The organism is Sulfitobacter sp. 1A12056 (assembly GCF_043558125.1).
Taxonomy (GTDB): Bacteria; Pseudomonadota; Alphaproteobacteria; order Rhodobacterales; family Rhodobacteraceae; genus Sulfitobacter; species Sulfitobacter faviae.
This window is the reverse complement of sequence record NZ_JBIFFY010000003.1, coordinates 168,574-187,638: the sequence shown is the minus strand read 5'-3', so window position 1 is coordinate 187,638 and position 19,065 is coordinate 168,574. Positions and strand designations below refer to the sequence as shown.

At 64.4% G+C, this 19,065-nt stretch carries 21 protein-coding genes and 1 other RNA gene; 15 read left to right on the top strand and 7 right to left on the bottom strand.

From position 1 onward, the window contains the following. Positions 1–15: 15 nt before the first annotated feature. Together ACGYLD_RS09075 and ACGYLD_RS09070 are read right to left on the bottom strand one after the other, a co-directional pair. A complete protein-coding gene (locus tag ACGYLD_RS09075) occupies positions 16–174 on the bottom strand; it encodes a hypothetical protein (protein WP_156505794.1) in 159 nt (52 codons plus the stop codon). A gap of 72 nt (positions 175–246) precedes the next feature. After that, entirely contained in the window at positions 247–939 is a 693-nt protein-coding gene (locus ACGYLD_RS09070) for a metal-dependent hydrolase (protein ID WP_271693219.1), read from the bottom strand. Between the two features lie 327 nt (positions 940–1,266). On the opposite strand from ACGYLD_RS09070, the gene gatC reads away from it, so the two are divergent. The 6 genes from gatC to rpmG all read left to right on the top strand — a co-directional run bounded on the left by gatC (position 1,267) and on the right by rpmG (position 5,355). Continuing rightward, the gene (gene gatC, locus ACGYLD_RS09065; protein WP_209219074.1) at positions 1,267–1,554 is read left to right on the top strand and encodes an Asp-tRNA(Asn)/Glu-tRNA(Gln) amidotransferase subunit GatC; all 288 of its coding nucleotides are present in this window, start codon (positions 1,267–1,269) and stop codon (positions 1,552–1,554) included. Further along, positions 1,554–3,041 carry an Asp-tRNA(Asn)/Glu-tRNA(Gln) amidotransferase subunit GatA gene (gene gatA / locus ACGYLD_RS09060; protein ID WP_271693218.1) on the top strand — a complete coding sequence of 496 codons (1,488 nt, stop codon included), beginning with the start codon at positions 1,554–1,556 and terminating at the stop codon, positions 3,039–3,041. The genes gatC and gatA overlap by 1 nt, the downstream gene beginning before the upstream one ends. A 37-nt stretch (positions 3,042–3,078) precedes the next feature. After that, complete coding sequence (locus tag ACGYLD_RS09055; RefSeq protein ID WP_271693217.1) at positions 3,079–3,843, top strand: hypothetical protein; 765 nt, start codon at positions 3,079–3,081, stop codon at positions 3,841–3,843. A gap of 3 nt (positions 3,844–3,846) precedes the next feature. Then, entirely contained in the window at positions 3,847–4,536 is a 690-nt protein-coding gene (locus ACGYLD_RS09050; protein ID WP_394402195.1) for an N-acetylmuramoyl-L-alanine amidase, read from the top strand. A gap of 11 nt (positions 4,537–4,547) precedes the next feature. Further along, an RNA gene (rnpB, locus tag ACGYLD_RS09045) (RNase P RNA component class A) lies at positions 4,548–5,028 on the top strand. A 159-nt stretch (positions 5,029–5,187) separates the two neighbouring features. Then, complete coding sequence (rpmG, locus tag ACGYLD_RS09040) at positions 5,188–5,355, top strand: 50S ribosomal protein L33 (protein ID WP_007119221.1); 168 nt, start codon at positions 5,188–5,190, stop codon at positions 5,353–5,355. A 259-nt stretch (positions 5,356–5,614) separates the two neighbouring features. Here rpmG and ACGYLD_RS09035 read toward each other — a convergent pair whose 3' ends face one another. Next, positions 5,615–6,070 carry a nucleoside deaminase gene (locus ACGYLD_RS09035; RefSeq protein WP_394402192.1) on the bottom strand — a complete coding sequence of 152 codons (456 nt, stop codon included), beginning with the start codon at positions 6,068–6,070 and terminating at the stop codon, positions 5,615–5,617. Between the two features lie 62 nt (positions 6,071–6,132). Between ACGYLD_RS09035 and ACGYLD_RS09030 the strand changes: the two genes are divergently transcribed. The 9 genes from ACGYLD_RS09030 (at position 6,133) to dtd (ending at position 14,157) form a co-directional block, all read left to right on the top strand. Continuing rightward, positions 6,133–7,215 (top strand): pseudouridine synthase, encoded by a 1,083-nt coding sequence (locus tag ACGYLD_RS09030; RefSeq protein ID WP_394402190.1) that lies wholly within the window; start codon positions 6,133–6,135, stop codon positions 7,213–7,215. A 128-nt stretch (positions 7,216–7,343) separates the two neighbouring features. Then, positions 7,344–7,559 carry a hypothetical protein gene (locus tag ACGYLD_RS09025; RefSeq protein WP_394402189.1) on the top strand — a complete coding sequence of 72 codons (216 nt, stop codon included), beginning with the start codon at positions 7,344–7,346 and terminating at the stop codon, positions 7,557–7,559. 3 nt (positions 7,560–7,562) lie between these two features. Continuing rightward, complete coding sequence (locus tag ACGYLD_RS09020) at positions 7,563–8,477, top strand: 5-bromo-4-chloroindolyl phosphate hydrolysis family protein (RefSeq protein ID WP_394402186.1); 915 nt, start codon at positions 7,563–7,565, stop codon at positions 8,475–8,477. Further along, complete coding sequence (locus tag ACGYLD_RS09015; RefSeq protein ID WP_394402183.1) at positions 8,477–9,673, top strand: toxic anion resistance protein; 1,197 nt, start codon at positions 8,477–8,479, stop codon at positions 9,671–9,673. The genes ACGYLD_RS09020 and ACGYLD_RS09015 overlap by 1 nt, the downstream gene beginning before the upstream one ends. A 22-nt stretch (positions 9,674–9,695) precedes the next feature. Beyond that, positions 9,696–10,658, top strand: a complete 963-nt coding sequence (locus ACGYLD_RS09010) for a DUF2927 domain-containing protein (RefSeq protein ID WP_271693211.1) — start codon at positions 9,696–9,698, stop codon at positions 10,656–10,658. Between the two features lie 35 nt (positions 10,659–10,693). Beyond that, a complete protein-coding gene (locus tag ACGYLD_RS09005; protein ID WP_394402179.1) occupies positions 10,694–11,812 on the top strand; it encodes an SPFH domain-containing protein in 1,119 nt (372 codons plus the stop codon). 110 nt (positions 11,813–11,922) lie between these two features. Next, positions 11,923–13,035, top strand: coding sequence for a primosomal protein N' (replication factor Y) - superfamily II helicase (locus ACGYLD_RS09000; RefSeq protein WP_394402176.1), 1,113 nt, complete (start codon positions 11,923–11,925; stop codon positions 13,033–13,035). Continuing rightward, on the top strand, positions 13,032–13,709 hold the full coding sequence (locus tag ACGYLD_RS08995; protein WP_394402173.1) for a nitroreductase: 678 nt from the start codon (positions 13,032–13,034) through the stop codon (positions 13,707–13,709). The genes ACGYLD_RS09000 and ACGYLD_RS08995 overlap by 4 nt, the downstream gene beginning before the upstream one ends. Position 13,710: 1 nt before the next feature. Next, complete coding sequence (gene dtd / locus ACGYLD_RS08990) at positions 13,711–14,157, top strand: D-aminoacyl-tRNA deacylase (RefSeq protein ID WP_394402170.1); 447 nt, start codon at positions 13,711–13,713, stop codon at positions 14,155–14,157. A gap of 191 nt (positions 14,158–14,348) precedes the next feature. Here dtd and ACGYLD_RS08985 read toward each other — a convergent pair whose 3' ends face one another. From ACGYLD_RS08985 to ACGYLD_RS08970, 4 genes are all read right to left on the bottom strand, one after another. Beyond that, complete coding sequence (locus ACGYLD_RS08985; protein WP_394402168.1) at positions 14,349–14,609, bottom strand: hypothetical protein; 261 nt, start codon at positions 14,607–14,609, stop codon at positions 14,349–14,351. Then, the gene (locus tag ACGYLD_RS08980) at positions 14,599–14,841 is read right to left on the bottom strand and encodes a DUF1127 domain-containing protein (protein ID WP_067267708.1); all 243 of its coding nucleotides are present in this window, start codon (positions 14,839–14,841) and stop codon (positions 14,599–14,601) included. Before ACGYLD_RS08980 ends, ACGYLD_RS08985 begins: the two co-directional genes overlap by 11 nt. A gap of 260 nt (positions 14,842–15,101) precedes the next feature. After that, the gene (locus tag ACGYLD_RS08975) at positions 15,102–16,982 is read right to left on the bottom strand and encodes an acyl-CoA synthetase (RefSeq protein WP_394402165.1); all 1,881 of its coding nucleotides are present in this window, start codon (positions 16,980–16,982) and stop codon (positions 15,102–15,104) included. Positions 16,983–17,130: 148 nt separating this feature from the next. Beyond that, the gene (locus tag ACGYLD_RS08970; protein ID WP_394402162.1) at positions 17,131–18,942 is read right to left on the bottom strand and encodes an ABC transporter transmembrane domain-containing protein; all 1,812 of its coding nucleotides are present in this window, start codon (positions 18,940–18,942) and stop codon (positions 17,131–17,133) included. Positions 18,943–19,065: the final 123 nt, after the last annotated feature.

Below are 19,065 nucleotides of genomic sequence, written 5' to 3'. Positions count from 1 at the left end.
TGACCCGCCTTGCGTCTACTGCGGCTGATACACCAACAGATGCGCCGGGAAGATGACCGGCCTGTCGCCGCCCACCCCGGTAAAGCCGACACTGCCGGTGGGCTCCGCCCGGCTCAACGGGGCGCAGGCCCCCAGTGTCAGCAGCAAGATCACGGCAGTCGATTTGGCAAACATAGCATTCCCCGGCAGTTCCTTCAGGTATCCCCCGTTCCGCCCCGGCGCGCAAGGCGTCGGGGCGGAGGAGGATCAGACGGTGATCGGCTGCATCACCTGCGGCTCCACCACATCGACGCCCGGAAGCCCGTCAATCAGCGTCTGCGCAGATTGCTCCAACGCGTCGAAGGTGCGGTAGTGGCAGGGAATGACGGTCTTGAAATCGAAATAGCGTTTGGCGGCATAGGCGGCCTGCGCCATGTCCATCGTGAAATGCCCGCCCGCCGAGAGAATGCCGATATCAGGTTTGTGGTAGTCGCCCATCCAATCCATATCCGCCATGATCGCCGTATCACCGGAATGGTAGATCGTATGCCCTTCGCCCGAGATCATGAAGCCGGTCTCCATCCCGGTGTAGATCGGGCCGTTCTCGCCATCTACCGATGAGGAGTGCGATGCCGGGACCATGGTGATCGCCACCTCGCCCGCGCGGATCGTCCCGCCTTTGTTGAAGCCCGTGGTCTGCTGCACGCCTTTGCTTTCCAGCCAGCCCATCAGCTCGACCATCCCCGCGACCGGAGCGTTGGTGCGGCTGGCGACGTCGGCGATATCTGCCGTGTGGTCGAAATGGCCATGGGTCACGAGGATCTGCGTGGCGCCTTTGATTGCATCGGCATGGTGCGCGTCGTCCAGCATGGGGTTTTCTTTGAGCCAAGGGTCGATCAGCAGCACTTGGTCTTCGATCTCGATGCGGAATGAGCCATGGCCGAGCCAGATGATGTTCATGGGGGTCCTCCTGATTGCGGTGGGTCTAACATCAGATTTGACCCTATGCTGCGCGGAATCAAGTAACCCCGAACATGCCACCCTAGCCCGGAATCAAGGGCGCATGCCCGCCGGGCTGCGCCAGTCCGGCCCGACGGGCTGGCGCTTGCGCAACCCGGACGCCATCCCGACATCACCGAATACCGCCGCGGCCATAAATTGCCCAACTGCCTCCGAGCAAAGCACCATCCCCCGGTCTGGCGCCGCCCGGCTCCGTTCCGAACCTCTCAAACCCTTGCGAGGCCCGCCCCCAAACGGTAGAGGAGCCTCAAAGAGATGGAGATGTTCATGTCGATCGACGAAAACACCGCCGCACGCGTGGCGAAACTGGCCCGGATCAAGGTTGAACCCGACGCGCTGCCGGCGCTGGCGGAAGAGTTCAACACCATCCTTGGCTTTATCGAACAGCTGTCCGAGGTGGATGTCGACGGCGTCGAGCCCATGACCTCCGTGACCCCGCAGCGCCTGAAACGGCGCGAAGACGTGGTCACCGATGGCGACCAGCAGGACCGCGTGCTGGCCAATGCCCCCGATGCCCGTGAAGGGTTCTTTGCCGTGCCGAAGGTGGTGGAATAATGACCGATCTGAACAAATTGAGCCTGGCCGAGGCCCGCGATGCCCTGCGCAAGGGTGAGACCACCTCGAAAGACCTGACCGAGGCCTGCATCCAAGCCATCGACGGCGCCGGCGCGCTTAATGCCTTCGTGCACCGCACGCCAGAGATCGCGATGGAACGGGCCGCCGAAGCCGACGCCCGCATCAAACAGGGCGACGCCCCCGCGATGTGCGGCCTGCCCATCGGCATCAAGGACCTTTTCTGCACCAAGGGCGTACCGAGCCAAGCGGGCAGCCGCATCCTCGAAGGTTTTTTGCCCGAGTATGAAAGCACCGTCAGCCAGAAGCTGCGCGACAGCGGCGCGGTGATGCTGGGCAAGCTCAACATGGACGAATTCGCCATGGGCTCGTCCAACGAAACTTCGGTCTACGGCAACGCGGTGAACCCGTGGCGTCGCGAAGGTGACACTGCAGAACTGACACCCGGCGGCTCCTCGGGCGGCTCTGCTGCCGCCGTGGCAGCCGACCTCTGCCTTGCCGCCACCGGCACCGACACCGGCGGCTCGATCCGCCAGCCCGCCGCCTTCACCGGCACCGTGGGGATCAAGCCGACCTATGGCCGCTGCTCGCGTTGGGGCATCGTGGCCTTCGCCTCCTCGCTCGATCAGGCCGGGCCGATGACCAAGACAGTGCGCGACGCGGCCATCATGTTGGAGGCCATGTGCGGCCATGACGCCAAGGACAGCACCAGCGCCGATCTGGCCGTGCCGGACTTCGAAGCGGCGCTGACCGGCGACATTCGCGGCAAGAAGATCGGCATCCCGCGCGAGTACCGCATGGATGGCATGCCCGAGGAGATTGAAAAGCTGTGGGCCGACGGCATCGCCATGATGAAGGACGCGGGCGCCGAGATCGTCGACATCTCGCTGCCGCACACCAAATACGCCCTGCCCGCCTATTACGTCATCGCGCCCGCCGAGGCGTCGTCGAACCTCGCGCGCTATGACGGCGTGCGCTTTGGCCACCGCGCCAAGCTTGACCACGGCGACGGCATCACCGAGATGTACGAAAAGACCCGCGCCGAGGGCTTCGGCCATGAGGTTCAGCGCCGCGTGATGGTCGGCACCTATGTGCTCTCCGCCGGTTTCTACGACGCCTATTACAACCGCGCCCGCAAGGTCCGCACGTTGATTAAGAAGGACTTCGAAGACGTCTTCGCCCAAGGCATCGACAGCATCCTGACCCCGGCAACCCCTTCCGCCGCCTTCGGTCTGGGTGAGATGAAGGACGCCGATCCGGTGGCGATGTATCTCAACGATGTCTTCACCGTGACGGTGAACCTCGCCGGTCTGCCCGGCGTGGCGCTGCCCACCGGGCAAAGCAGCACGGGTCTGCCGCTGGGTCTGCAACTGATCGGGCGCCCGTGGGAAGAGGCAGACCTGCTGTCCTCCGCCTATGCGCTGGAGAAGGCCGCCGGTTTTGTGGCCAAGCCTGAGAAATGGTGGTAAGCCGCAGAGCGGTGAACAAGAAGCGAGAGCGGGTCAGATGATCACACGGACACTTCTAGCGATGACGGCAGGCGGTCTTTTGGCAGCCTGCCAACCGGCGATCCCCGATTCCGGGAACGTCAACACCGGGCGCGGTGTCGGTTTTGGCGACGGCAGTTTCGAGGCCGAGCAGCGCGCGCGCGATGCCGCGCTGGCGGGCGACGGCAGCTACATGCCCGCCGCCTCAGAGGTGACCGCCCAGCCTTTGGATGACGGCTCTCCCGAAGCGACGGCGGCGGAAACCGCCCGCGTTCTCGCCGCCACCCGTCCGGGTGGGGCCAGCAACGGTCTGGGCAATGATGCGGCCACCAACTCGGGCGTGGCCCCGGTGAACGCCAGCCCGTCGAACCCGCCCCCCGCCGCGGTCAACGCCGTGGGCATCTCGAACGAGAACAACTTTGACGCCGTGTCGGGCCAGCGCAGCATTCAAGACGACGCCGCCCGCGTGGCCGCCAACCGCGCGCAATATGAGGTCGTCCAACCCGAGGCCCTGCCCGAGCGCCGCAATGTCGGCCCGAATATCGTCGCCTATGCGCTGCAAACCAATCAGTCGGTCGGTCAGCAGATTTATAGCCGCATCGGTTTCAACAAGGCCCGCAAGTTCGAACGCGCCTGCGCGCAATACGGCCACGCCGACCAAGCACAGATCGCCTTCCTAGAGGCCGGTGGCCCTGAGAAGGACCGCCTTGGCATGGACCCCGATGGCGATGGTTTCGCCTGCGACTGGGATCCCACCCCTTTCCGCCGGGCTGCACAGGGCTGATAGATGCCCGCCGCGCCTGACGTGACGGCGCATCCCTCGCCCAATTGCGGCCCGCGACGCGACGGGCTGCGGCCCCGGCTGATCGTCCTGCACTACACCGCCATGACCAGCGCCCAAGCGGCGCTGGATCGGCTGTGCGACCCCTCTGCCGAAGTCTCGGCCCATTACCTGATTTCAGGGCGCGGAGAGGTCATTCAGATGATCGAGGAAGAGCAACGCGCCTGGCATGCAGGCGCAGGCGAATGGGCGGGGTTGGAGGACATCAACTCACGCTCCATCGGGATCGAGTTGGACAACCGTGGCGACCACCCGTTTTCCGAGCCACAGATGCGGGCGCTGGAAACCCTCCTGCCCGGCATCATGGCGCGCCACGACATCCCGCCCGAAGGGGTGATCGGCCATTCCTGCATGGCACCGGGCCGCAAGATCGACCCCGGCCCCCGATTCGATTGGGCCCGGCTCGCAGGACGCGGACTGGCTCTGCCTGCGGGCGATGCCCCCCGCCCTGACAGCGTAACCACCGCAATCTTTCGCGCCGCCGCGCAGGCCGCAGGCTTCACCGCGCCCTGCGACGATGACACGCTGCTGGGCGCCGTTCGGATGCGGTTCAGGCCATGGGGGCGCGGCCCTCTCACCCCCGCAGACCTTGCCGCCCTGCCCGCCCCCATTGACGCGCCGCGCGGCGGCGTCTAGGGCGGGACTGCGCGGAAGGCTGGATGGCCGCTGCGTCGACTCGCGTCGCATGACCGACATCCGCTCTCGTCACACGCATGTTTGACATCCGCGGCGTCGCTTTTGCGAGGCAAAAGCGACGTAGAGGAAAGTCCGGACTCCAAGAAGAAACGGTGCCGGGTAACGCCCGGGCGGGGTAACCCGACGGAAAGCGCCACAGAAATGAAACCGCCCCTACGGTCCGGCTTGCCGGAACACCCGAGGGGTAAGGGTGAAACGGTGGGGTAAGAGCCCACCGCGGGGCTGGCAACAGCTCTGGCACGGCAAGCCCCACCGGGAGCAATGCCAAATAGGGACCGCGCGCCGATGATCTTCGGGTCAAAGGCGGGGCTCTTCTGCCCCAGCAGGTCCGGGTTGGCAGCTATAGCCGTACCGGCAACGGTGCGGTCAGAGGAATGGTCATCGCCTGTTTTCGGACAGGTACAAAATCCGGCTTATAGGCCTTCCGCGCATATTCCTGCTCTTTCGAGGCTGAAAGGCAGGTTTTTCGACGAAACCGGCGTCTTTCGGCACCGGGCGGGCAAATAGCGGTTGACTCGGGCGCGGGTCTGACTAGAACCCGAAATTCAGAATTCACGCAGGCCTGCGCGGCGCTGCAGCAGGAGAAGACACATGGCGAAGCCAACCACGATCAAGATCCGCCTGAACTCGTCCGCGGGCACAGGCCATTTCTACGTGACCAAGAAAAACGCACGCACCATGACCGAAAAGATGGTCATCAAGAAGTACGACCCCGTTGCGCGCAAGCACGTCGAATACAAAGAAGGCAAGATCAAGTAAGATCGCCTGACTTTTGAGTTTCAAAGGGCCACGCGGTTTCGCGTGGCCTTTTGCATTGTGCAGGGCTGGATCGCGCCCGACCCGAGGCCGATGGCCGTCTCGCAAAAGGTCCGGTGGACCTTTTGAGGCCAGCGGGTGCTTCAGCACCGGGGGCGCATAGCGCGCTCGCCCTGGGGGCGGGTCGGGCGCGATCCGGACGCGGGGCGTCCGGATAATCGTTGAGACGCCTGAATGCCATCCCCGGTCCGGCGCTGCCCGGCTAATGGCCTCGCTTCTCGCGGAAGAACCTCACGAGCACCTCTTCCGCCTCTCCCGCCGCGATCCCGTCGAACACCTCGGGCACATGGTGACATTGGGGATGCGAGAACACCCGCGCGCCCTGCGCCACGCCGCCTGATTTGGGGTCCGCCGCGCCGTAGTAGAGCCGCTCCACACGGGCGGCGGCGATGGCACCGGCGCACATGGCGCAGGGCTCCAGCGTGACGTAAAGCGCGTGACCGATCAACCGTTCCGAGCCGACGGCGGCGCAGGCGGCGCGCAGGGCCAGCATCTCGGCATGGGCGGTTGGGTCATTGCGGGCGCGGGTCTCATTGCCTGCGGCGGAAACGATCTGCCCTTTCGGAGAGACGACCACTGCCCCCACTGGCACTTCGCCGCGCGCGGCGGCGGCGCGGGCCTCGGCCAAGGCCTGTCCCATATACGAGCGAAACTCCATCCCGTCACATGGCCGCAAACGCCACCCTTTCGCAAGCCCGTGAAACAGGGTAAGCGCAGTGCATGAACGCAAAAACGCCCCCCTCCGGCTCCGGCCCGCAAAACTCTGACACCGATGCAAGTGCAGGCGCCCCCACCGGCGACCGCATCGCCAAGGTACTGTCGCGCGCGGGCATCGCCTCGCGCCGCGAGGCCGAGCGCATGATCGAAGCGGGCCGCGTGCGCGTGAACGGGGAGCAGATCACCTCGCCCGCGCTGAACGTCACGCCCGAGGATAAGATCACCGTTGACAACACCCCCGTCGGCGCGCCCGAACCGCCGCGCATTTGGCTGTATCACAAGCCTGCCGGACTGGTGACCACCGCCCGCGATGAAAAGGGCCGCGAGACGATCTTTGACGCCCTGCCCGAGGATATGCCCCGCGTGATGACCGTGGGCCGGCTCGACCTCAACTCCGAAGGGCTGTTGCTGCTGACCAATGACGGCGGGGTGAAGCGCAAGCTGGAACTGCCCAGCACCGGCTGGCTGCGCCGCTACCGCGCACGGGTGAATGGCCGCCCCACGGATGAGATGCTGGAGCCGCTGCGCAAAGGCATCACCGTGGAGGGCGAGAACTTTCAGCCGATGGACGTGACGCTCGACCGCCAACAAGGGGCCAATGCCTGGCTGACCGTCGGCCTGCGCGAAGGCCGCAACCGCGAGATTCGCCGCGCAATGGAGGCCGTGGGCCTGACCGTGAACCGGCTGATCCGCATCTCCTACGGCCCGTTCCAACTGGGCGAATTGAAGATCGGCGAAGTAGAAGAGCTGCGCCGCAAGGTCGTGCGCGATCAACTGGGGCTCGAGTTGGAAGACCCCAGCGGCACCGCCACCAAGAAACCCACCGGTCTGCGTCGCCCGCCGCGCCGCAAGCCCGGCGGTTTCGGCGGCGCGGGCCAACCGGGCCTGCCCGTGCAACGGGGCGAAGACGACGAACCGCCGCCCCGCCGTGGCGGCGGCAAGGCAAAGAACGCACCGCGTGGCAAGGCCGCGATGGGCAAGACGGCTGGCAAAGCAGGCGGCAAACCGGGGGCACGCCCCACGGGGCGACCGAACGGCAAACCGGGGCCAAAACCCACAGGCCGGGGGCCAAAACCCCGCCGCTGAACGGCCCTGCCCCGAGCTGCCCCTGCGCGTTTCCGGAACGCGGCCGACCTGCGTGCGTTGAATAGAGAACGGCAGGCAAGATCAGCGCGAAACCGCTGTCAGAAAAGGGCAATATGGCGCGAATAGTGATGTTTTTGGTGGCCTTAGCCGCGCTCGTGGTTATCATCCTCGGCGCAGCCTCGCTCGTGGGGCGCGCGGCTGACAGTGCCGGTACGGCGCTGCGCCCGATCTGGGGCAGCAAAAGGGGAAACATGATGGCGCCAACGACCTTTCAGAAAATCGCCTTTGCGGCGTTGCTGGTGCTGCTGCTTGGGCTCACCAGCGGTTTTCTCGGGGGGCTTTGACCTATGGCGCAGCGCTTTGGCGGCAAATATAGCCCTGACACCGACGCCACCCCCGGCAGCGCCCCGCGCAAAACCGCGCGCCTGCGCGTCGATCCGGCGGGCGGTCGGGTGAACCTGATGTTCTTGCCGCCGGTGCTCTTGGCGGCGACCTCGCTCATCGGGGGCGCGGGCACGCTGGTGCTTGGCCTTGGTGGCGCGTTCCTGCTGGCTTCGGGCGTCTGGTTGCTGCGCGATGGCTTGCTGGCCGAGGCGGAATACCACGAGCGCAAAGTCGCCCGCCGCCCCGTCCTGCCGCGCAAGATCCTCGCAGCTCTCTTGGCCGGTGCGGGCGCGGCCCTCGCCGCTTATAGCAACGATCCCACTCTCGCCGCGGCCCTGCTCTATGGCATCGCCGCCACTGCGCTGCACCTCGCCGCATTCGGCATCGACCCGCTACAGAACAAGGGCATGGAGGGCATCGACACCTTCCAGCAAGACCGCGTCGCCCGGGTGGTGGATGAGGCCGAAAAACTGCTCTCGGGCATGAGCCAAGCGATCCTGCGCGCGGGCGACCGCCGCGCCGAAGCGCGGCTGGCGGAGTTTCAAGAAACCGCCCGCCATTTGATCCGCACCGTCGAAGAAGACCCCCGCGACCTGACCGCCGCTCGCAAATACCTTGTCGTCTATCTGCGCGGGGCGCATGATGCGACGGTGAAATTCGCCGACCTCTATGCCCGCAACCAAGACACCCAAGCACGCGATGACTACCTCGCCTTGCTGGACGATCTGGATCAGAACTTTGCCGCGCGCACGGCCAAATCGCTGCTGGACGACCGCAGCGATCTGAACGTGGAAATCGACGTGCTGCGGGCGCGCCTCTCTCGCGAGGGGGTCCGACTGGAGCAACCCACCCCTGCAAATACTAAGGAAGATCAGTGATGACCGATGCCCTCCGTGACAAAGCTGCCCAATCGCAAGGGTTGGTGGAAGAAGTGAACGCAACCGTCTTGCCGGAACCGGCGGATGCCAATGCCATCGTGCCGCTGAACAAAGCCGATCCCGAACAGAGCGCGGAAATCCAAAAGCGCATGGCCGAGATCGACGTGACCGATACCCAGTCCATCGTCAGCTTCGGCTCTGCCGCGCAGGCCGAGTTGCAAGAGATCAGCCAATCCATGCTGGCGGATGTGCGCAACAAAGATGTCGGCCCCGCGGGTGATAGCCTGCGCACCATGGTCAGCGCGATCCGCGGCTTCTCGGTCTCGGAATTGGACGTGCGGCGCAAGCAAAGCTGGTGGGAGAAACTGCTGGGCCGCGCCACGCCCTTTGCCAAGTTCACCGCCCGTTTCGAAGAGGTGCAGGGCCAGATCGACCGGATCACCGACAACCTGCTGGCGCATGAGCATACGCTGTTGAAAGACATCAAATCGCTCGACCTGCTTTATGAAAAGACGCTGCAATTCTACGACGAACTGGCGCTCTATATCTCTGCTGGGGAGGCCAAGATCGAAGAGTTGGATCACAAGACCATCCCCGCCAAACAGACCGCGCTGGATAAGGCGGGCGAGGACGATCAGGTGATGCGCGCGCAGGAGCTGCGCGATCTGCGTGCCGCCCGTGATGATCTGGAGCGTCGGGTGCATGACCTGAAACTGACGCGGCAGGTCACCATGCAATCGCTGCCCTCGATCCGTCTGGTGCAGGAGAATGACAAAAGCCTTGTGACCAAGATCAACTCGACCTTGGTCAACACCGTGCCCCTGTGGGAGACGCAATTGGCGCAGGCCGTCACCATCCAGCGCAGCAGCGAGGCGGCAAATGCAGTGCGCGAGGCCAATGACCTGACCAATGAACTGCTCACCTCCAACGCCAAGAACCTGCGCGATAGCAACAAGGTGATCCGTCAAGAGATGGAGCGCGGCGTCTTCGACATCGAGGCGGTGAAACAGGCCAATGAAGACCTGATCGGCACCATTGAGGAATCCCTGCAAATCGCGGATGAGGGCAAGGCGAAACGCGCCAATGCCGAGAAAGAGTTGCAGGAGATGGAAGGCCGCCTGCGCGACACGCTCGCCGCCGCCAAGGCCCGCGAAACGGGGTTGGGCGATACCACCGGCAACGCGGTGCCAAGCTAAGACCGACGTGAGGGAACAGGCCATGCAAGGACGTCTGCGCAGAAATCTGCGCGCCGCAGGGGCGCTGGCGCTGAGCACGCTGCTCTTGGCCTGCGCCGAACCTGCGCCCGTCTTGCAAAAGGTCGCCAAACCGCAGGCCCGCCCTGCCGCCGCCTCGCCCTCCCCGGCAGCGGTGGCCAAACCGACCTCGCAAAAAAGCGCCATGCTGCGCAGCTATCTGCATCAGGTCGAAAAGGCGCAGTTGGGCCAAGATCTGCTGCGCCAAGACGGGGGCGGAGAGGACACGCCCTTTACCAGCGAAATGCTGGCGCGCAATTTCGAGCAGATCGCGCTATATAACGAATATGACGGCAATTTCTCAGGCCAAGGCGGCGCCAGCCCGCTGCGCCGTTGGGATGCCCCGGTGCGGATGCAGATCATCTTTGGCGACAGCGTGCCGCCCTCGCAGCGCCGGTCCGACACCGCTAAGATCAACGCCTTCGCCCGCCGTTTGGCGCGGGTGACCGGGCATTCGATCTCGATCGGCGATAGGCCCAATTTCATGGTGGTCGTGGCCTCGGAAGATGACCGCGTCGATGCGCTGGCTCAAGCGGCAGAAGAGGTCGCGGGCGTGAGCAAATCCTCGCTCCGGGCCATGCGCAACATGCGCCGCGACACCTATTGCGCCGTGGCCGCCTATGCCGCGGGGGACAACCCCAATGTCTATACCGCCGCCGTGGCCGTGATCCGCTCGGAAAACCCCGAATTGCTGCGGCTTTCCTGCATTCACGAGGAATTGGCGCAGGGCTTGGGCCTTGCCAATGACAGCCCCGCCGCGCGCCCGTCGATTTTTAACGACGACGACGAATTCGCCCTGCTTACCAAACATGACGAACTTCTGCTCAAGATGCTCTACGACCGGCGCCTGCGCCCCGGCATGACGGCAGAGCAGGTCAACCCGATCACCCGGATCATCGCGCGCGAGTTGACGGACGGCCCGGTGTAACGCAGCATTACGACGAAAGAATAAGGACCATCCCCATGGGCATTTTCGATTTCCTCTCTGGCCAGTTCATCGACGTCATCCATTGGACCGACGACACCCGCGATACGATGGTTTGGCGGTTCGAGCGTGAGGGTCATGAGATCAAATACGGCGCCAAGCTGACAGTGCGTGAGGGGCAAGCGGCGGTTTTCGTGCATGAGGGGCAGCTGGCGGATGTCTTCACCCCCGGTCTCTATATGCTTGAGACCAACAACATGCCGATCATGACGACCCTGCAACACTGGGATCACGGCTTTCGCAGCCCGTTCAAGTCTGAGATCTATTTCGTCAACACGACCCGCTTCAACGACCTAAAATGGGGCACCAAGAACCCGATCATCGCCCGCGACCCTGAGTTTGGCCCGGTGCGCCTGCGGGCCTATGGCACCTATTCCGTGCGGGTGAGCGACCCCGCGAAATTCCTGACCGAGATTGTCGGCACCGATGGTGAGTTCACCATGGACGAAATTTCGTTCCAGATCCGCAACATCATCGTTCAGGCTTTCTCGCGCACGCTCGCCTCCTCCGGCATCCCGGTGCTCGACATGGCCGCCAACACGCGCGAGTTGGGCCAGTTGGTGGGCAAGGATATCGCCGCCCAGATTGCGGAATACGGGCTGGCGATGCCCGAGCTTTACATCGAAAACATCTCCCTCCCGCCCGCGGTCGAGGCGGTGATGGACAAGCGCACTTCGATGGGCGTGGTCGGCAACCTCAACGAATACATGCAATTCCAAGCGGCTGAGGCACTTGGCCGCGAAGGTGCGGGCGGGGCCGCGATGCAAACGGGCCTCGGCGCGGGGCTGGGGATGAGCATGGCCCAAGCCGCCACCGCGCAGGCTGGCCCTTGGGGCGCGCGCCCTGCCCCCACCGCCGCCGCCCCAGTGCCGCCGCCCCCGCCGCCGGTCGAAAAGGTCTGGCATATCGCCAAGGATGGCGCGACTTCCGGCCCCTTCTCCAAAGCCGCGATGGGCCGCAAGGCGAGTGAGGGCAGCCTTACCCGCGATTCTCTGGTCTGGACACCGGGGCAGGATGGCTGGCAGCGGGCCGAGGACGTGGCCGAACTGGCGCAGCTTTTCACGGTGATGCCCCCGCCTCCGCCGCCCCCGGCCTGATCCGCAGGCGCGTGGGCCCACGCCCTTCGCGCGCGTCCCGCCCGTGGCCTCTCAGGTCCACGGGCCACCCCCATCCGCCCCGCCGCGATTGACCTTGCAAAGCACCCCATATGTCCGCCACCGATCTGCCCCCCGCCGCCCCGCTTGAAGAGCACCGTTTCCCCTGTGACACCTGCGGCTCGGACATGCGCTTTGACCCGGCGCAGGCGCTGCTGATCTGCGATCACTGCGGCAATGTGGAGCCGATCGACGGCAGCGGACGCCACGCCCATGCCATCGCCGAACAGGACTTTCGCGCCGGATTGCAGGCCGCCCTGCCCGCCGCCGAGATGGAAGAGACCCGCGTCACCACCTGTCCCAACTGCGCAGCGCAGGTGGAATTCGAACCCGGCAAACACGCCGCCGAATGCCCCTTCTGCGCGACGCCCGTCGTGATCGACACCGGCACCAACCGCCATATCAAACCCCGCGCCGTGCTGCCCTTCGCCCTGCCCGAAGAACGCGCCCGCGATGCGATGAAAGACTGGCTCGGCAGCCTTTGGTTCGCCCCCAACGGGCTGCAACAATATGCCCGCAAGGGCCGCCGGATGCAGGGCATCTATGTGCCCTTCTGGACCTATGACGCGCAAACGGCCTCAAGCTATCGCGGGGAGCGGGGCACGGTCTATTACGTCACGCGCACCGTCATGCGCAACGGCAAGCGGGTAAAGCAGCAGGTGCCGAAAGTCCGCTGGCGGGCGGCGTCGGGGCGGGTGGCACGCTTCTTTGACGATGTGCTGGTGCTGGCCTCCCGGTCGCTGCCCAAGAAACACACCGACGCGCTGCACCCTTGGGACCTCTCGGCGCTGGAGCCCTATGCGCCCGAATACCTCGCCGGTTTCCGGGCCGAGGCTTATGGCATCACGCTGGAGGAAGGCTTTGTTCAGGCCCGCGCCCATATGGACCGGGTGATCGAGCGGGACGTGAAGTTCGACATCGGCGGCGACCGCCAGCGGGTGCATGACATCAACACCCAAGTCAGCGATGTGACCTTCAAACATATCCTGCTGCCGGTCTGGCTTGCTGCCTATAAATACCGCGGCAAGACCTATCGTTTCGTGGTGAACGGCCATTCCGGCAAGGTGCAGGGCGAACGCCCCTATTCCGCCGTCAAAATCACCTTTGCCGTGGTGCTGGGGCTGATCGCCGCCGCCATCGTCGGCTATTTCATGGCCCAGCAATGACCCAGACTTACGACCAGCTCACCGATCTTTTGCAGGCGCGCTATTCCTGCCGCGCCTTTCGGCCCGATCCCGTCCCCAAAGAGAGCATCACTCAGATCGTCAGCGCCGCGCGCCATGTGCCCTCGTGGTGCAATGCGCAGCCGTGGCAGGTGACCATCACGCGCGGCGCGGGCACCGATGCCTTTCGCGCCGCACTCCTTGAAGCCGCCAGCGCCGACACCCCGGTCGCGCCAGACCTGCCATGGCCCGCGGGTTACTCCGGGGCCTATGCCGAACGCCGCCGCACCTGCGGCTTCCAGCTTTATGATGCGGTTGGCATCGCCAAATCCGACCGCGCCGCGCGTCGGGCGCAGATGCTGCGCAACTACGCGCTTTTCGACGCGCCGCATGTGGCCATCGTGACCGCCCCGGCCGAGCTTGGCCCCTATGGCGCGATGGACTGCGGCGGCTTCATCACCGCCTTCACCCTCGCCGCGACGGCCCTTGGCGTGGCCAGCATCCCGCAGGCCGCCATCGCCGCCTATGCGCCCTTGGTACGCGAGACGCTGGCGTTGCCCGAAGACCGGCTGGTGCTCTGCGCGATCTCCTTCGGCTATGCCGATGAGACGCATCCCGCGAACGCCTTTCGCACCGAGCGGGCCGCCCCTTCTGACATCATTGATTGGAAAGACTGACATGCGCGCATTGCTGCAACGGGTGACCGAGGCTTCGGTCACGGTCGAGGGCGAGGTTATCGGAGAAATCGGCCCCGGCCTCCTGATCCTCGTCTGCGCCATGCCCGAAGACACCGAAGAGACCGCCGAGAAACTGGCCCTAAAGATCTCCAAACTGCGGCTGTTCAAGGACGAAGGCGGCAAGATGAACCTGAGCCTAGCCCAGACCGCTGGCGGCGCCTTGGTGGTGAGCCAGTTCACCCTTGCTGCCGACACGTCGCGCGGCAACCGACCCGGCTTTTCCGGCGCAGCGAAGCCCGAGATGGCCGAGGCGCTCTATTCCCATTTCGCCCACAGCCTCGCCGGGCTCGACATCCCCGTGCAGACCGGACGGTTCGGCGCGGATATGGCCGTGGCGCTGGTCAACGACGGGCCGGTGACCCTCTGGCTCGATACGGCGACGCACTGATAATTCGGTGGAAAGCATGGGCCGGCAAGCTTGGGAGGAGGTAAGCTTGCCGGCCGGTATAACGGGTCCGGGAGGAGGAGGACCGTTAATATGCGGTGTCAGATCAACCCGGGAAGGAGCGGGGTCCGGCACCTGACAATGCAGCGCGTAAGGCGCGACATTGATGGCTGAGGGTCTAAAAGCGCGGCGGCTTAGAGACCGTCGTATTCTTCGGTCACCAGCGCTTGGGCGTGCTGGGGAATTTGGTTGCGGTCGATGCCCGCGCGCTCAAGCTGTGCGTCGCTCATGCTGTTGAGGACGGACTGCATGCGCGAGATCTGCATCTGAGTGACGCCGCGTGCCAGCAGGGAGCCGACTTTGCCCGCAGCGGTACCAAAGGCACCGAAAACCGGAGCGGTTGCATCACGCAGGGAGAAACCATGGGGGGCGGATAGGGTGTTGTCATACTTCATAGGTCTGTTCCTTTGAAAGTTCTTCCGACGCCACACGCCGGATCTCGCACCGTGCGATGCCGATATCGGACAGTTCGCGATCGCTCAGTACGTTGAGTTCTGTGAAAGTTCGGTTGTAAGCTGCGCGCCGGGCTTTGATCTGGGCCACGCGACGGCGCATGCCGTCAACGCTGTGATGAAGCCCATCGAGCGCGGAGCTCAGGGTAGTGCCACGTGAGATTGCCATCGTCATAAGCGCAACTCCTTTCAGAATGCTGCAAGTGCATTATCAATGCTGCAATGCAGAAGTAGTACGCTCTGACCCTATTTTGAACCCGCAGAATTTGCATAGGCGCTATGCCCGAAACGAAAGGCCGGGGGCTAACTACAGGTAAACAGCCTAAAATTTTTGCGCCGATACACAGGAAATGTGCATCGGCGCAACGCAGCGGGGCTGCAATCAGGGGATTTTGGGATGGGCGGCGGCGTGCCGCCCTTTCTTGCGTGAGTCGTTTAGCTGACCGGTTCCCAAGGGCGTGTGTAGACGCTGAGCACCTTTGACACCTCGTCATGGGTCGCGTCGTTCATCGTGACCTGCGCCACCAACCCGCGTTTCTTGTCGTCCACCACCTCGGTCACCCGCGCGGCACAGCCCGCCTTTTCAAGGCTGCCGTTATAGACCCGCGTGATCGCATCCTTGCGCAGATCGGGTTTGAAGATCTTGCCAACAGCCGTCTTGGGCAGCTCGTCCATGATCTTAAGGTGCTTGGGCTGGGCTGCGCGTTCGGCGACATGCTCGCGCGCATAGGCCAGCAGCTCCTCTTCGGTGACATTGGCACCCTCAACGAGTTCGACAAAGGCGCAGGGCACCTCGCCCGCGTGGGGGTCGGGCTGGCCGATGGCACCCGCAAAGGCGACGGCCTCATGGCCCAGCAGCGCCTCTTCGATCTCGGCAGGGTCAATATTATGACCGCCGCGAATGATCAGGTCCTTGGCGCGGCCCGTGATCCAGATATAGCCATCGCTGTCGATCCGGCCCAGATCGCCGGTGCGCAGGTATTTGCCGTGGTAGAAGAGGTCTTTGTTCTTGTCTTCCTCGACATAGGTATGGCCCGAGAAGACGCCGGGGTTCGACACGCAGATCTCGCCAATCTCATCCGTCTCCGCGTCGATCGGCCCATCCACAGGGCCCTTGATGATCCGCACGTCTGAATAGGGGAAGGCGATACCGATGGAGCCAACCTTCTTGATGCCGTCCGTCGGGTTGCAAGAGACAAGGCAGGTCGCCTCGGTCAGGCCGTAGCCTTCGACCAGCGTGACGCCCGTGGCCTTCTCAAACCGGCGGAAGAGTTCCAGCGGCAGCGGGGCGGAGCCGGAGAAGGCGGTTTTCACCGTGCTGACATCCGCATCAATCGGGCGCTGCATCTTGGCCGAAATCGCCGTAGGCACGGTGATGATAAAGGTGATCTTCCACCGCTCCACCAACTTCCAGAAGTTGTCAAAGACACCATCCCCGCGATAGCCCTGCGGCGTCGGGAAGACCACATGCGCGCCGGACGAGACGGCGGCCATCAGGATCACATGGCAGGCAAAGACGTGGAACAGCGGCAGCGGACACATGATATTGTCTTGCTCGCTGAACAGCAGCCGATGCCCCAGCCAGCCGTTGTAAATGAGGCCCGAATACTTGTGCTGCGCCACTTTGGGCATGCCGGTGGTGCCGCCAGTGTGGAAATAGCAGGCAACGCGATCTTCTTGCACATCCTCGAAGTTGAGCGAGGTGTTCTGCTTGGCGATCTCGGCGTTGAAGTTGAGGTATTTAGCTTGGTTGTTCACCATCCCCTTGGGCCGCACCAGCGGGACGATCCAGCTTTTCGGCGGGGTGAGATAGCGCACGAGATCAACTTCGAGCACCGTGTGCACCTTGGGCGCAAGCCGCACCGCTTCGGCGGTCTTTTGGGCCACATCCGTTTTGGGGAAAGGCCGCAGGGTGACGACGACGGAGGCGCCCACTTCGCGCAGGATGGCACCGATCTGTTCGGCGTCCAGCAGCGGGTTGATCGGGTTCACGATACCGGCCACGGCACCGCCCAGCAGGGTGATCGTCGTCTCGTTACAGTTGGGCAGCACATAGGCCACCACGTCCTTCTCACCCACGCCGAGGCTGCGGAAGAGGTTTGCCGCCTGCGTCACGCGGCCATGCAACTCTTTCCAAGACAGCGTTTCGGCCTTGTCCTTGGGGCCCGAGAAAATCTGATAGCTGACGGCATTGTGGTTGGGGAATTTCGCGGCCGTATTGCTCAGCATTCCGTAAAGCGTCTTGGCCACATCGCGGTCTTCCCACGGCATTTCCGCCGCGATGGCATTGCGGTCTTCGATCCCGGCGAATGTCATGGTGTCTCCTCCCCTGTGCCGGTGTTCCGGCTTATTCTCCTCGCGCCAGATTGCGGCGAAACGCGCCGTTTCGCAAGCAATCGGCGGCAACAAACGCGACGTCACACTAGGGTGACGTAACGCCGGACTTGCACTGTTCAAGGGCGGCTCAGGCCGCGGCGGCGGCCCCATCGGTGAACTGAAGCCGCGCCAGACGCGCATAAAGCCCGTCACTGGCGACCAATTCGTCATGGGTGCCGATGGCCGCGATGCGCCCGGCCTCCATCACCACGATGCGGTCGGCCTTTTTCACGGTGGCCAGCCGGTGCGCCACGATCAGCGTCGTGCGATCAGCACTCAGACGGTCGACGGCGGCCTGCACCAGCCCTTCACTTTCCGAATCCAGCGCGCTGGTTGCCTCATCCAGCAACAGAACCGGCGCATCGCGCAGAATAGCGCGGGCGATGGCGATGCGCTGTTTCTGCCCGCCCGACAGCATCACGCCGCGTTCGCCCAGATAGCTGTCATAGCCATCGGGCAGCGCCGTGATGAAGTCATGCGCGGCGGCGGCGCGGGCGGCTTCCTCGACCTCTGCGTCACTGGCATCGGGGCGTCCGAAGCGGATGTTCTCAGCCGCCGTGGCGGCAAAGATCACCGGGTCTTGCGGCACCAGCGCCACTGAACGGCGGAAGTGGTCCCGGGCCACATCGCGCAGGTCGACCCCATCCAAGGTGATCCGCCCCGACTGCGGGTCATAAAAGCGCAGGATCATCTGGATAATCGTCGTTTTCCCCGCGCCCGAGGGGCCGACAAAGGCCACCGTCTCGCCGGGGTTGATCTCAAGGTCGACACCATCAAGCGCCGCGACATCCGGGCGCGCGGGATAGGTGAACTGCACGTTCTCAAAGGCGATCCGGCCCGCTACAGGCTGCGGCAGGCTGCTCTGGCTTGCGGGCGCCGGGTCTTGCACCGTGTCCTCGCTTTGCAACAGGTCGATCAACCGTTCTGTGGCGCCCGCGGCGCGCTGCAACTCGCCCCAGATTTCTGACAGGGCAGCGACCGCGCCCGCGACCATGACCGCGTAGATCACGAATTGCACCAGCGCGCCTGCGCTCATCACATCCGCCCGCACGTCGCGCGCGCCGATCCACAGCACGCCCACCACGCCCGCGAAGACCAGAAAGATCACGATCATCGTCATCACGGCGCGGGTTTTGATCCGGCGCTGCGCAGCATCGAAAGAGGCTTCGGTCATCTGCGCGAATTGGCCCCGGCTTGCGGCCTCATGGGTAAAAGCCTGCACCGTTTGCACCGCGCCCAGCGTCTCAGAGGCATTACCCGAACTTGCCGCGATCCAATCTTGGTTCTCGCGGCTGAGCACCCGCAGGCGGCGGCCCAACGTCAGGATGGGGATCACCACGGCGGGCACGATCAGCAGCACCAGCCCGGTCAACTTGGCTGAGGTCAGCAGCATCAGCCCCAAGCCGCCCACAAAGATCAGCAGGTTGCGCAGCGCGATCGAGACCGAGGAGCCGATCACCGAGAGGATCAGCGTCGTGTCGGTGGTGATCCGGCTGAGCACTTCGCCAGTCATGATGCGCTCATAAAAGGCGGGGCTCATGCCCACGACACGGTCAAACACCGCGCGCCGGATATCGGCCACCACCCGTTCGCCCAACCGTGTCACCAGCGCATAGCGCAGCCCGGTGCCAAGGGCGAGCAGCCCCGCGATCAACAGCGCGGCGATGAAATAGAGGTCGAGCAATTCGCTCTCCCCCGTGCCGAAATTGTCGATCACCCGCCGCACGGCCAAGGGCAAGGTGAGCGAGATCATCGCGGTCAGCACCAGCGCCGCCCCGGCTGCGGCCATCAGCCAGCGATAGGGCGCCATGAAGGGCATCAGCGCCGCCAAAGCCCCGATCCGCCGCGACTTTTCGCGTTCGTCTTTGGCGCTTGGTGCGGGGGCTGGGGTGCGTGCCATGGGCTTTCCTTTGTCTTTCCACATCGGTCATGGCGCGGGGGCTGGGCGGGGTCAAGCAAGACCGCCCCGATAAGGACAATCTGCCGCCCCCGACAGACAGCGGCGGGCGCATCTATCCCGCGC